Here is a 13,686-nt window from a genome sequence, read left to right as displayed (position 1 = left end):
CAAGAAACGCGCGCGCCTGTCCTCACCCAACCTGCCAACCTCAGTTCGGGAGACACGCTCTAGCCGACCGCGACCGGCTCCTTGGGAAGGTCGCGAAGCTTCCGAAGTGGGGAGAAGACCACCCACAGGAGTGCCGCGGTCTCGCCTGCCACGGCGACCCACAGCGTGGCCCGGATCCCGATCACCTCACCCAGGACACCGCCGAGCAGCCCGCCCAGCGGCAGCATCCCCCAGACGACGAACCGCACACTCGCGTTCATCCGGCCGAGCAGCCGGCCCGGGCAGACGGCTTGCCGGTAGGAGACCTGCGCGACGTTGTAGACGATGATCCCGAACCCGGCGATCATGGTGGCCACCGGGAACAGGAGTACCCGCCAGCCCGGCGCGGCCAGCGGGAGCAGCAGGTAAAACGGCCAGGTCAGCGCGGGAACGAGCCAGATCGACCTGGCCTGCCCGATCCGCCGGGTGATGGCATTGGCGAAGATCGCGCCCGTGATCCCGCCGACGCCGCCGAGCGCGAGCACGACGCCGACAGTCGCGGGTGACAGGCCCAGCTCCCGGTTCAAAAACAGGATCTCCACCGCGACGAAGACGCCGTTGAACAGGTTGGCCGTCGCCGTGCAGGCGACGATCGATCGCAGCGCGGAGTCGGTGAACACGAACCGCAGTCCCTCGACGATCTGGGGGAGCAGCTTCGTGTCGTCGTGCCGCTCGGGCTCCGGTTCGACGGTGCGGATCCGCATCAGGAACAGCGCTGAGGTGAGGAAACCGAGCCCGGTCGTGAGCACGGCGTTGGCCGCGCCGACCAGTTGCACCAGCCCGCCCCCGATACCCGGACCGGCCAGGAACGCCACGGACTGGCTGGCCTGAAGCTTCGCGTTGCCTTCGAGGAGATGTTCGCGGCCGACCAGTGTCGGCAGATACGACTGGTAGGCGATGTCGAAGAACACCGTCGCGGTGCCGACGAGTATGGCTACCACGATCAGCTGGGCCAGGGTCAGGACCCCGGCCCACCAGGCGACCGGAATGCTGAGCAGCAACGCGGCGCGGACGAGGTCGGCCCGCAGCATCAGCGTGCGGCGCCGCATCCGGTCCACCCACACCCCCGCGGGCAGTCCGATGACCAGGAAGGCCACCGTCTCGGCCGCGGTCAGCAGCCCCATTTGGAACGGCGTCGCGGCCAGTACGGTCGCCGCGAGCAGCGGGATCACGGTATGCCCGGCGAACGCGCCTACCTGGCTGGCCGTGTCGCCCGCCCAGAGGCGACGGAAGTCCGCGTGGAAGAACAGGGAGTCTTTGCGCACACCGCCACCCTGGCGAGAGTGATTGGAAACTGTCAATCACTTAAACCTCCTAGGCTGTCGCGGTGCCCGAACCACGACGTGCGGCGACCGAAGCCGAGATCGCCGCGATGGCCTCCGGAATAAGGCTGCGCATCATCCGGTTGACGTACTCCGAGGCGCTGACCAACAAGGAACTCGCCGAACGGCTCGATCGCGACCCCGCGACGACGCTGCACCACGTGCGCCGTCTCGTCGACACGGGCTTCCTCGAAGCGCTCCCGTCGAGGCGCGGCACGCGCGGCGCGAAAGAAATTCCGTATCGCTCGACCGGGTTGTCCTGGCATCTTGATTCCCGAGACAGGGGGATCGATCAGGCGATCTTCGAGGCCTATCTGGCCGAGATCGCCGACGTGGGATTCGATGACGTGCAGCAGACGCGCATGGTCGTCCAGGTACCGGACGAGCAGATCGCCGAGTTCGAAGAACGGCTGATGACGCTTCTCGACGACTTCATCACCCGGCCGGTGGATCCCGACGCGAAACGCACGGCCATCTACTTGTCGAAGTATCCGAGCAGGTAATGAATTCGGTCCCGCCGCCGAAACGTGGGACCATGGAGGCACGATGACGGAACTGACACACAACGATCTGAACGACATGGACCCTTCGACCGGCGAACTGGAGCTCGAGGACCGCGCCTCGCTCCGCCGGGTAGCGGGCCTGTCCACCGAACTCGCGGATGTCACCGAGGTCGAATACCGGCAGCTGCGCCTGGAGCGCGTCGTCCTGGTCGGTGTGTGGACCGAGGGCAGCGCCCTCCAGTCCGAGGCCTCGCTCGCCGAACTCGCTCGGCTCGCCGAAACAGCGGGCTCCGAGGTGCTGGAAGGCCTGGTGCAGCGGCGGATCCGTCCGGATCCCGCCACCTACATCGGCTCGGGCAAGGTCAAGGAACTGCGCGAGATCGTGGTGGCCACCGGTGCCGACACGGTGGTCTGCGACGGTGAGCTCTCGCCGGGCCAGCTGCGCCAGCTGGAGGAGAAGGTCAAGGTGAAGGTCATCGACCGCACCGCCCTGATCCTCGACATCTTCGCGCAGCACGCCCGCTCGAAGGAGGGCAAGGCGCAGGTCGAACTGGCCCAGCTGCAGTACCTGATCCCACGGCTTCGCGGGTGGGGTGCGGCGCTGTCCCGGCAGGGCGGTGGCCGGGCGGGCGGCGCCAACGGTGGTGTGGGTCTGCGCGGTCCCGGTGAGACTAAGCTCGAAACCGACCGGCGGCGGATCAACAAGCGCGTGTCGAAGCTGCGCCGGGAGATCGCCGCGATGGACACCATCCGCGAGACCAAACGTGGTCGCCGGGTGGCCAACGAGGTGCCGAGCGTCGCGATCGTCGGCTACACCAACGCCGGCAAGTCGAGCCTGCTCAACGCGCTGACCGGCGCCGGGGTGCTGGTCGAGGACGCGCTGTTCGCCACGCTGGATCCGACGACCCGGCGGGCGCAGACACCCGACGGCCGCACCTACACGCTGACCGACACCGTCGGTTTCGTCCGGCACCTGCCGCATCAGCTGGTGGACGCGTTCCGCTCGACGCTGGAGGAGGCGGCGAGCGCCGACCTGCTCGTGCATGTCGTCGACGGTGCGGACCCGACGCCGGAAGAGCAGGTCAACGCGGTGCGTGAGGTGCTCGCCGAGATCACGAAACGCCGTTCCGAGCCGCTCCCGCCGGAGCTGCTGGTGATCAACAAGGCCGACGCCGCCGACGAGGTGTCGCTGGCCCGCCTGCGGCACCAGCTGGCCGGTTCGGTGCAGGTGTCGGCGCGGACCGGCACCGGGATCACGGAGCTGGCGGAGGTGATCGCGGAGCGGTTGCCGAGGCCGGAAATCGTGGTCGAGGTGCTGATCCCGTACTCGCGAGGCGAACTCGTCTCCCGCGCCCACGCCGACGGCGAGGTGCTGAAAGAGGAGCACGTCGAGACCGGTACGCGACTGCTCGTCCGGGGACGGCCCGAACTGGCCGCCGCGCTGAGCGACTTCCAGACGGACGGCTCGGCTCTGTAAGCAAGCAGGCACGTCCGTGAAGGCCACCTCCCTACTCTCAAGGGAGGGTCCAGGCAAGGTCGAGGTCTTGCAGGGCAGGCGGTTCTTCGTCGCGGGGTCCTGCCGGTTGCGGAGCTTGATCAACAGCGGTTCAGGGGCATGTCTCCCAAGGAACCCTGGCACACGCCCGAGTGGGGAGGGTTAGGACGTTGAACGTCCTAACCCTCCCCACTCGGCCCCTGGCAGGCACTAGCGATGCCAAGTCCGTTTTCGGGCCTGGCTGGCGGAGTTCGATGCTCGTGAGTCGCTCGAGGCCGAACGTGGCCTACGCGACATTCCGTCCCATCTCGGCGTTCGCACCGAACTGCGCGCCGTCCCGGACGTCTCCGTAGTGTGGGGCTTCAGGGGTTCCACGATACGGAGGTGGATGTGCGGGGGCTTGTCGCGGCGGCGATCGTGCTGGGGGCGTTCATCGGCGGGGCCGCTCCCGTCGCGGCGCAGGAGGTCCCGGCTCCGCAGCCGGTGTGTGTGAACCGCGATTCCCGGCTCAGCGAGTTGTCCGGCCTTGTTTCGGACGGCGAGCACCTGTACGCCCTCAACGACGGCGGCACCAAGACACAGGTCTTCGTCCTCGGCCGGGACTGCAAGGTCCAGAAGGTCATCTCGGCCGCGACGGATCCTTACGATCCCGAGGACCTCGCCCGCACCGCGGACGGCACCTTCTGGCTTTCCGACACCGGCGACAACCGCAAGAAGCGGGACACGGTCGCGCTGATCTCGCTGACTCCGCAGGGCAAGGCGACCCTGCACCGGCTCACCTATCCCGACGGGCAACACGACGTCGAAGCGCTGATCATGGACCGCTCGGGCACTCCGTACCTGGTCACCAAGGATTTGTTCGGCGACTCGAAGGTGTACCGGCCCACCGGGCCGCTCGCCAGCCCCGGCCCGACGCCACTGGAAAGCGTGGGGTCGTTGCAGATCAAGGAGACCTCGACAACGGGAGGGCCCGCCGGGTCGATCGGCTCGATGACGGTGACCGGGGCGGCGTCGATGGCCGACGGGTCGGTGGTCGCGTTGCGCACCTACACCGACGCCTATCTTTACGCCGTCACCGACGGAGACCTCGCGGGCGCGTTGCAGCGCGAACCCATGCGCGTGCCACTGCCGAACGAGAAACAGGGGGAGGCACTCGCCTTCGATCCGGACGGAACCCTGTTGTCCGGTGGAGAGGGCGTTGGAGAGCAGATCCGCGCGGTCAAGGGCGCGGCGGCTCTCGCCGTGGACGCGGCCAAGTCCGAGGGCAGCACTTCGGGCGGGACGCCCGCGGCCGGTGGCAAGGGCCAGGGATCCACTTTCCCGTATGCGCAGGTCGGTATCGCCGCGGTCGTCGTGATCGGCGGCTTCCTCCTGGTCGGCAGGCTCCGCAAGCGGCGTGCCTGACCCCAAGGGCGACGAGCCGGCCGAAGCTTGCCGGGTCTGACCCGTGATCCGGGATCCCGGCGTGCTCCGGCTCTGGACTAAAGCCTGCGGAGAACGGCGACGACCTTGCCGAGGATCGTGGCGTCGTCACCCGGGATGGGCTCGTAGGCCTCGTTGTGCGGCATCAGCCAGACGTGGCCGTCTTTGCGCTTGAACGTCTTGACCGTGGCCTCGCCGTCGATCATCGCCGCCACGATCTCCCCGGGATCGGCCGTGGGCTGCTGGCGCACGACGACCCAGTCGCCGTCGGTGATGGCGGCGTCCACCATCGAGTCACCGGCGACGCTGAGCAGGAAGAGCTCACCCTCGCCGACGATTTCCCTCGGCAGCGGGAAGACGTCTTCGATCGCCTGCTCGGCCAGCACCGGCCCACCGGCGGCGATCCGGCCGATGAGTGGCACGTACGCCGCCTTCGCGGCTGACTGCGGCTGCTCGACTTCGATGCCCATCGGATTGTCGTCCGTCACGGCGAGTACGCCCACCGCGCGCGGACGGTTCGGGTCGCGTCGCAGATATCCCTTGCGCTGCAGGGCCTGCAACTGGTGCGACACCGAAGAGGTGGAGGTCAGCCCGACCGCCTCGCCGATCTCACGCACACTCGGCGGGTAGCCGAACCGGCTCACCCACAGCTTGATCACGTCGAGCACCTGCTGCTGCCGCACGGTCAGGGTCTCGTCCACCTCGTAGACCTCGGGCAAGGCGCGCACCTTACCCGAGCCCCTAGGCGCGTTCCCCGCCTTGCTCACCTTAGCCACCGTATCGCTCCTTCATCTCCTGCGTCGCCTCCCAGCACGTCCGGTTCCCCGGACCGACTTCGCGTGTCTTCGCCGGTGGCGGACGGTCATCCCCGTCCACGGCACCGGCGGCGTCCGCACAACAGACGCCCTGGTCAACGACGTTAGCCCGCCGGGACGTCGATTTCAAACATCTGTTCGATGGACACGCCGTGTCGCTCGATTTTTGTCGGTGGAAGGTGGTACACATTCGCACGGGCGTTCGATAGAACGCGTGTTCGATCTTGATCGCCGGGTCCGCCCGGTGCTGGACCTGAGTGAAGCAGGACTTGCGAGGAGGTTCCGATGTCGATTCTGGCCGATCGAGGACTGGTGCGGCCCAGTTCCCCCGGGCCCGTTCCGGCAGGGGTGACCCGGCCCGTGCGGGTGGTGCGGGACAGGCGTGCCGAGCCCTTGCGCCCGCCGACCAGGGCGCGGGTCGTGGCGGGCCGCCGCCCTGGCGTCGCCACCGCCTCCCCGGCGTGCCCGGCGCCCAGGCGGCTCCCGCTCCGGTGGCCGTCGCTCGTCGCGATGGCCTTGTTCGTCGCCGCCGTTGTCACTGGATTGGGTCTGTTCCTGGCTGGGATTCCCGGCGTCGCGGTGCCCGAACGGACCGTCACGGTGTCCGTTTCCGCGGGGGAGACGCTGTCGGATCTCGCGGCCCGGTTCGCGCCAGGCAGCGACATCGGCGCGGTCGTCGCCAAGATCAAGGAGCTCAACTCCCTGGAGGACGCCGTTCTCGTGCCCGGATTACCGCTCACGGTCCCGGTCGCGGCCGAGGTCGCGGAGGGTGGGAGGTGATCTTAGGGGCCGCTCTCGCCCGTCGTGGGTGAGGTCCCCTTTCGTGTTTGATCAGGCCCGTTGCCGCGCTTGCGTGCGTCCGACCTGCGATCTACTCTCCACCGCTATATGTAGTAGTTACATGGCTGTAGTTGGTCCATAGCTTGGGGTAGACTCGGTACCAGTTGTCCACAGCTGGCCGGTGTTCACCCACCGGATGTCCACAGATCGATCCACATGTCGATCTTTCCCTCGTTGCGTGGCGGCGGGAGCGGGATGTCCACTCGGGGACCGGCCGGCGCGGAGGGGAAGGTGATCGGCGGATGAGGTGCCCGTTCTGCCGGCATGCGGACTCTCGGGTCGTCGACTCCCGAGAGGTGGATGAGGGTCAGGCGATCCGGCGGAGGCGTTCTTGCGCCGCCTGCGGCCGGCGCTTCACCACGTCGGAGACGATGGTGCTCGCCGTCGTCAAACGATCCGGGGTCACCGAGCAGTTCAGCCGGGACAAGGTGGTCCGGGGGGTGCGCCGCGCCTGTCAGGGCAGGCCGGTCGACGACGACGCGCTGCAGCAGCTCGCGCAGCGGGTCGAGGAATCGATCCGGTCGGCGGGGCTGGCGGAGATCCCGAGTCACGAGGTCGGCCTGGCGATCCTGGGCCCCCTGCGCGAACTCGACGGCGTCGCCTATCTCCGGTTCGCCAGTGTCTACCGCTCCTTCTCCTCGGTCGAGGACTTCGAGAAGGAGATCTCGGACCTTCGTGAGGCCATGGCCTCCGCACCGGACGAGAGCGATCAAGACGCGAAAGACGGCTGATGCCGCCTCCCGCGTGGGAGTGAGGGAAGACCCATGACCGAGACCGTGGGAACAGGCAACCCGGCCTCAGCGCGGACAAGGGAAAAGAAGAAGCAGGCCGGCGGACTCACCGTCCGGCGCGTCTTCACCACCGAGGGCGTCCACCCGTACGACCAGGTCACCTGGGAGCAGCGGGACGTCGTGATGACGAACTGGCGCGACGGCACGGTCAACTTCGAGCAACGCGGTGTCGAGTTCCCTGACTTCTGGTCGGTCAACGCGACGAACATCGTCACCAGCAAGTACTTCCGCGGCGCCGTCGGCTCACCCCAGCGCGAGCAAAGCCTCAAACAGCTGATCGACCGCATCGTCCACTCCTATGTCAGCGCGGGCCGCGAACACGGCTACTTCACGAGCCCCGCCGACGCCGAGGTCTTCGAGCACGAGCTGACCTGGATGCTGCTGCACCAGGTGTTCAGCTTCAACTCGCCGGTGTGGTTCAACGTCGGCACCGCCTCGAAGCAGCAAGTCTCGGCGTGTCAGCCCTATGACGCGCTGGTCGACACCCCCGGTGGCGCGGTTCCCATCGGGCGCATCGTCGAGCTGGACGCGGTGGGAGCCAAAGTCTGCGACGCCCACGGTTTGACCAAGGTCGTCGCCACCAAAGCGAACGGGATCAAGGAAGTTCTCCGCCTCACGACGAAGTCCGGTCACCGGCTCGACGTGACCGCCGATCACCTCGTCTGGCGCTCGACCGGAAGTGGTGGCTCCTTCGTGCCCGCCGGGGAACTCCGGGCCGGAGACACTCTCGAATGGCACCGGCGCGATGCCTTCGGCGAGGCCGAGATCAACGAGCGGGACGTGGCCGAAGCCGCGCTCGCGGGCTGGTTGCAGTCGGGTGGCGTCGTCGGACAGTACGAAGGGACCCATCGCTCGCTGACGATCGAGGCCACAACGGTCACCGACCCCGAACTCGCGTGGGTGCAGCGTGCTCTCGACCGGGTTTTCCCCGACGTCCACCGGCACGAGCGAAAGGTCGAGACGCGGGACCAGTCACTGGACTGCCGTCGCACCCGGCTCTACGGGACCAAGCTGGAAGCCTTCGTGAGCGACTGGGGCCTGCGTGCTCGCGGCCGCGCCATGACGGTCCCCGAGGATTTGAACACCGCGCCACTCCCCGTCGTCGCCGCGTATCTCCGGAGCATCTTCCAAGCCGAGGGCTACGTGTCCGAGCGTGAGCGGTCGACGCTGGTCGGTCTCGACATGATCAGCGAAGAGCTGATCCGCGGAATCCAGCACCTTCTGGCCAGGTTCGGCATCTTCGCGCGGGTCGGCCGCAAGGAAGAGAAGCGGGACAACCGGCACGACCTGTGGGGAGTCCGCATCCAGAACGCCGGGGATCGCCGGATCTTCGCCGACGCCATCGGCTTCCTCGACCCGATCAAGGCCGCGAAGCTCGAGGCGTCGTTCGAGAAGCCAGGGCGTCCCACGCTGGAGACCGAACGACTGCAGATCGCGAGCGTCGAGAGCCGTGGCGAGATGCCGGTCTACGACATCCAGACGGAATCCGGGGAGTACCTGTCCGGCAACCTCCGGGTCCACAACTGCTTCATTCTCGCGGTCGACGACACCATGGAGTCGATCCTTAACTGGTACCGCGAGGAGGGCCTGATCTTCAAGGGCGGCTCCGGTGCCGGCCTGAACCTCTCCCGCATCCGTTCTTCGCGTGAGCTGCTGTCTTCCGGCGGCACCGCGTCCGGTCCGGTTTCGTTCATGCGCGGCGCCGACGCGTCCGCGGGCACCATCAAATCCGGTGGCGCCACCCGGCGCGCGGCGAAGATGGTCGTGCTCGACGTCGACCATCCGGACGTCGAAGAGTTTGTGCGGACCAAGGCCCGTGAAGAGGAGAAGATCAAGGTCCTCCGCGACGCCGGGTTCGACATGGACCTCTCCGGTTCGGGCATCACCTCCGTCCAATACCAGAACGCGAACAACTCGGTCCGCGTCTCCGACGAGTTCATGCAGGCCGTCGAAACCGAGGGCGAGTTCGGCCTGCGGGCGCGGATGACCGGTGAGGTCATCGACCGGGTCGATGCCAAAAAACTGTTCCGCACCATCGCGCAGGCCGCCTGGGAGTGCGCGGACCCCGGGCTGCAGTACGACGACACGATCAACGACTGGCACACCTGCCCCGAATCGGGCCGCATCACCGCGTCCAACCCGTGTTTCCCCGGCGACCAGCGGGTGGTCACCGACACCGGTCTGGTGCGGATCGGCGACCTCGTGCGCCGGACAGCGGGTGGTGAACGGTTCGCCGTCTACACCAACGACGTGACCCATGCCGATGACCCGGTGGCCAGGATCGTCGCGACAGAACCTACGAGGTACATGGTCACCGGCACCAATGAAATCGTCGAACTTCGTTTCAGCGACGGCTCACGATTGCGGTGCACACCCAACCATCGGGTATGGACCGCGAACCATGGCTGGGTACACGCCGACCAGCTCACCGCGGAAAACCGGGTCGTACGATCGATCGAATACGCTCCGCGTCCGTACGCTTCCGCGGCATTGCCGCCGCTCGCGGTGCAGGTGGCGCATCAGGCGCGCGGTAGGGCTCTTCGCGCGGTGCCGGAGAAGTGGGACACGGGGCTGGCTCATTATCTCGGCTGGTTGGTCGGAAACGGTCGTCTGACAGGCGCGGGTGCGACGACGGTTTATGGGAGCGGTTGGGAGCGAGATGTCCTCATGCCGAGGCATCGTGCCCTGCTGGCTTCGATCACCGGCTTCGAGAGCAAGCCCAGCCTCCAGTCCAACGGCACGGTGCGACTGAGGGCTATGCGGGGTCGTTTCGGCCTGATGCTCGAGGCGCTGGGGGTTTCGACAGGGCGTTCCCCTGCGAAAGTGGTCCCGGAGTCGATCTACGTCGCCCCTGAGGGCATCGCGTGCGAGTTCCTGCGTGGCCTCTTCGACGCCGACGCTTGCGTGGTGGACCAGGAACAGAATGGCATCCGCTACATCGGCCTTGCCAGTCGCTCAGAGGAACTCCTGATCGGTGTCCAGGAACTGCTCGCCAGCCTCGGTATCCGGGGGCGTATCCATCGCACGGGTACGGAGGCGGCGTCGTTCCGGCATGTTACCAAGAGCGGCGATGAACCCGTCTGCGGTAGTGACGGCGAGAGCTTCGACCTCCGGATCACGGGCGGGCATCTGGCGAAGTTCGCCGAGCTGATCGGATTCGAGCACAGCGAAAAGTCCGCCAGACTGGCTGATGCCACCGGCCGCCACGGCTGTTACTCCGTCGACGAGACGGTTCGGCTGGTTTCCCGGGTTTCCCGAGGTTTCGAGACCACGTTCAACCTGACCGAATCCCGCAATCATTCCTACATCGTCGGCGGGACCGTGGTCGCCAACTGCTCCGAATACATGCACCTGGACAACTCCAGCTGCAACCTCGCCTCGCTGAACCTGCTCAAGTTCGCCACCGCCGACGGCGGTTTCGACGCGCCGCTGTTCGCGAAAGCCGTCGAGCTGGTCATCACCGCGATGGACATCTCGATCTGCTTCGCCGACTTCCCGACCGAGGCGATCAGCGAGACCACGCGCAAGTTCCGCCAGCTGGGCATCGGGTACGCGAACCTCGGAGCGCTGCTGATGGCGCTCGGGCACGCCTACGACTCCGACGGCGGCCGCGCGCTCGCCGCCGCGATCACTTCACTGATGACCGGCGTCTCGTACCGGCGTTCGGCCGAACTCGCCGCGGTCGTCGGGCCGTACGAGGGCTACGCGCGCAACTCCGAGGCGCATCAGCGGGTCATGCGCAAGCACGCCGCGGCCAACGAACTGGTGCGGACCTACCACGCCGACGACGCCGCGGTTCGCGCGCTCGCGACCCAGGAATGGAAGCGCGGTATCGAACTGGGTGAGACCAACGGCTGGCGCAACGCGCAGGCCTCGGTACTCGCACCGACCGGATGCCTGACCGCGGACACCCTGGTCACCACGGACCGGGGGCTTGCCCGGCTCTCCGAACTCGGTGATCTGTACGGGGATCGCTGGCAGGACGTCGAATTCACGGTCGCGACCGACGAGGGCCCGCGCCGGGCCGCGAAGTTCTTCGTCAACGGCGAGGAGCCCACCCGGCGGATCGAGACCAAGGGCGGATACCGGATCCAGGGCACTCTCGCCCACCGGGTCAAGGTGGTGGAGCCGGAGACCGGTGCCTGGGTCTGGAAACGGCTCGCCGACATCCGGTCCGGGGACCTGCTGCCCCTGCAACTGGGCGGCTTGGCCGGCGATCCCCGCCGGGTGCCGCTGCCGGTGCTCGACCAGTCGCACTACGCGGGCGACCGCGATATCCGGGTGCCGGACGAGGTCACCGCGGATCTCGCGGAACTGGTGGGGTACTTCGAAGGCGACGGCAGCCTGCACGCGAAGGGCGTCCGGCTCTGGGTGGCCGACACCGATCTCGATGTCGTCGACCGGTTGCGGATCCTGAGCAAGGGTCTTTTCGGTCTCGAACCCGTGGTCCGTCAACGTCAGGGCTACCAGGAGGTGACCCTTCAATCCGTCCGGCTGGCCCGATGGTGGCAGGCGGCCGGATTCGCGAAGGAGCTTCCCGGTTCCGACCATGACGGCAAGGGATGGACTCCCCGCGTCCCCGCAAGCATCAGGGAGACCAACGACCCCTACGTCTACGCCGCTTTCCTGCGCGGAGTCTTCGAGGCAGCCGGGACCGTGCTCGAAGGAGTTCCGAGCGTCTCGACCTCTTCGGAACTTTTCGGCGATGACATCCGGACCCTGCTGCTGGCACTGGGCATGGTGACCACGACCCGCCGGACGACCAGCGGGTTCGGCGGGCCGACGTTCCAGATTCGGCTCCGTAACGTCGACCAAGCCATGATCTTCGACGAGATCGTCGGTTTTCTCAGCGAGCGCAAGGCGCGGTCGATGGTGTGCCTGGAGCCGGACGGCTCGGCCAAGGGCGATCGAGTGCACCTTCCGCGGCAGGTGTGGGACGCACTCGTGCCTTCCGGACACGAATACCGTAGTGCGGTCGTTCAGTCGCTGCGGAGGACCGGTGGGGTGGCGCGGATGCTCGCCCGCCGGCTCTACTCCGAGACCTTCGATCCCCGGCTGGGCCGGGCGCTCGAGTACCTCTTCGAGCCCATCGAGTCCAATGAGGATGGCGGTGTTCAACCCACCTACGACCTGTCGGTTCCGGACAACGTCACCTACGTCGCCAATGGTTTCGTCAGTCACAACACCATCGGTTTCATGATGGACTGCGACACGACCGGTATCGAGCCGGACTTCTCGCTGGTCAAGTTCAAAAAACTGGTCGGCGGCGGTTCGATGCAGATCGTCAACCAGACCATCCCGCGTGCGCTGGCCGCCCTCGGCTACGAGGCCGAACAGGTCGAGGCGATCGTCGAGTACATCGCCGAGCACGGTCACGTCGTCGACGCCCCCGGTCTGCGCTCCGAGCACTACGAGGTGTTCGACTGCGCGGTGGGGGAGCGGTCCATCGCGCCGATGGGACACGTCCGGATGATGGCCGCGGTACAGCCGTTCCTGTCCGGCGCGATCTCCAAGACGGTCAACATGCCGGAGTCGGCGACCGTCGAGGAGGTCGAGGAGATCTACTTCCAGGGCTGGAAGTCCGGTCTCAAGGCGCTCGCGATCTACCGCGACAACTGCAAGGTCGGGCAGCCATTGTCCAGCGGCAAGAAGGAGAAGGCCGAGCCCGAGTCGGAGACGGTCGTCGAATACCGGCCGGTCCGCAAGCGCCTGCCGAAGAAGCGCCCGAGCCAGACGGTGTCCTTCACCGTCGGCGGCGCCGAGGGGTACCTGCACGCCGGCTCCTACCCGGACGACGGGCTCGGCGAGATCTTCGTGAAGCTCGGTAAGCAGGGTTCGACCCTCTCGGGCGTGATGGACGCTTTCTCGATGTCGATCTCGGTCGGCCTGCAGTACGGGATCCCGCTGGAATTCTACGTTTCGAAGTTCTCCAACCTGCGCTTCGAGCCCGCCGGCATGACCGACGATTCGGACATCCGGATCGCCACGAGCGTCATGGACTATCTGTTCCGCAGGCTGGCGCTGGACTACCTGCCGTACGAGAAGCGCGCGCAGCTCGGCATCTTCACCGCCGACGAGCGTTCGGCGCAGGTCGAGGCGAACTACGGCGCCGCGCCCGCCGCGGAGAACGTCGACATCGAGGCACTCCGGTCCACTGTGGACTCGTCGGCCGCGGATCCCGTCAAACGGGTGGCGCATTCGACGGCGGAACTGGTGGAGCTGAACCTCGGTACGGCTTCCGACGCGCCGCTCTGCATGACCTGCGGTACGAAGATGCGGCCCGCCGGTTCTTGCTACGCCTGCGAGGGTTGCGGAGCGACCTCAGGCTGCAGCTGACACCGGTTCTGTGGCGCGGGGGGTGAAGATCATCGCCCCCGCGTCGCTCGGCGGTTCAATGTGTGAGGTTCCTCGCTGCGGCGAGGCCCAGAACGGTGGCGGCTCCCGCTTGTTCGGCCGCGT

Annotated in this window: 7 protein-coding genes and 3 pseudogenes; 8 read left to right on the top strand and 2 right to left on the bottom strand. The window is 67.2% G+C overall.

The genetic code is table 11. The features are described from left to right. Positions 1 to 59 precede the first annotated feature (59 nt). Positions 60 to 1,304: an MFS transporter gene (locus tag ACM6LR_RS18645; RefSeq protein ID WP_414944187.1), complete on the bottom strand. Its 1,245-nt coding sequence runs from the start codon at positions 1,302 to 1,304 to the stop codon at positions 60 to 62. Positions 1,305 to 1,366: 62 nt separating this feature from the next. Here ACM6LR_RS18645 and ACM6LR_RS18640 point away from each other — a divergent pair, with 62 nt between their 5' ends. The 3 genes from ACM6LR_RS18640 (at position 1,367) to ACM6LR_RS18630 (ending at position 4,763) form a co-directional block, all read left to right on the top strand. Beyond that, positions 1,367 to 1,864 (top strand): ArsR/SmtB family transcription factor, encoded by a 498-nt coding sequence (locus ACM6LR_RS18640; protein ID WP_414937316.1) that lies wholly within the window; start codon positions 1,367 to 1,369, stop codon positions 1,862 to 1,864. A 43-nt stretch (positions 1,865 to 1,907) separates the two neighbouring features. Then, positions 1,908 to 3,341 carry a GTPase HflX gene (hflX, locus tag ACM6LR_RS18635; protein WP_414937317.1) on the top strand — a complete coding sequence of 478 codons (1,434 nt, stop codon included), beginning with the start codon at positions 1,908 to 1,910 and terminating at the stop codon, positions 3,339 to 3,341. A gap of 408 nt (positions 3,342 to 3,749) precedes the next feature. Then, positions 3,750 to 4,763: a hypothetical protein gene (locus ACM6LR_RS18630; RefSeq protein ID WP_414937318.1), complete on the top strand. Its 1,014-nt coding sequence runs from the start codon at positions 3,750 to 3,752 to the stop codon at positions 4,761 to 4,763. Between the two features lie 77 nt (positions 4,764 to 4,840). Here the strand turns inward: ACM6LR_RS18630 and lexA are convergent, their stop codons facing one another. Beyond that, positions 4,841 to 5,557: a transcriptional repressor LexA gene (lexA, locus tag ACM6LR_RS18625; protein ID WP_414937319.1), complete on the bottom strand. Its 717-nt coding sequence runs from the start codon at positions 5,555 to 5,557 to the stop codon at positions 4,841 to 4,843. A 324-nt stretch (positions 5,558 to 5,881) separates the two neighbouring features. Here lexA and ACM6LR_RS18620 point away from each other — a divergent pair, with 324 nt between their 5' ends. The 5 genes and pseudogenes from ACM6LR_RS18620 to ACM6LR_RS18600 all read left to right on the top strand — a co-directional run. Continuing rightward, positions 5,882 to 6,376 carry a LysM peptidoglycan-binding domain-containing protein gene (locus ACM6LR_RS18620; RefSeq protein ID WP_414937320.1) on the top strand — a complete coding sequence of 165 codons (495 nt, stop codon included), beginning with the start codon at positions 5,882 to 5,884 and terminating at the stop codon, positions 6,374 to 6,376. A gap of 302 nt (positions 6,377 to 6,678) precedes the next feature. Continuing rightward, the gene (nrdR, locus tag ACM6LR_RS18615; protein ID WP_414937321.1) at positions 6,679 to 7,167 is read left to right on the top strand and encodes a transcriptional regulator NrdR; all 489 of its coding nucleotides are present in this window, start codon (positions 6,679 to 6,681) and stop codon (positions 7,165 to 7,167) included. A gap of 33 nt (positions 7,168 to 7,200) precedes the next feature. Further along, positions 7,201 to 11,118, top strand: a pseudogene (locus tag ACM6LR_RS18610) (LAGLIDADG family homing endonuclease); the annotation flags it as partial. Positions 11,119 to 11,346: 228 nt separating this feature from the next. After that, positions 11,347 to 12,408, top strand: a pseudogene (locus ACM6LR_RS18605) (LAGLIDADG family homing endonuclease); the annotation flags it as partial. Between the two features lie 3 nt (positions 12,409 to 12,411). Then, positions 12,412 to 13,563 (top strand): annotated as a pseudogene (locus ACM6LR_RS18600) (ribonucleoside-diphosphate reductase); the annotation flags it as partial. Between the last annotated feature and the right edge of the window lie 123 nt (positions 13,564 to 13,686).

Origin of the sequence: Amycolatopsis sp. cmx-11-32, assembly GCF_047608695.1 — a bacterium.
Classification (GTDB): domain Bacteria; phylum Actinomycetota; class Actinomycetes; order Mycobacteriales; family Pseudonocardiaceae; genus Amycolatopsis.
Note: the sequence above shows the minus strand (reverse complement) of the source record. Positions and strands in the feature narration are given on the sequence as shown.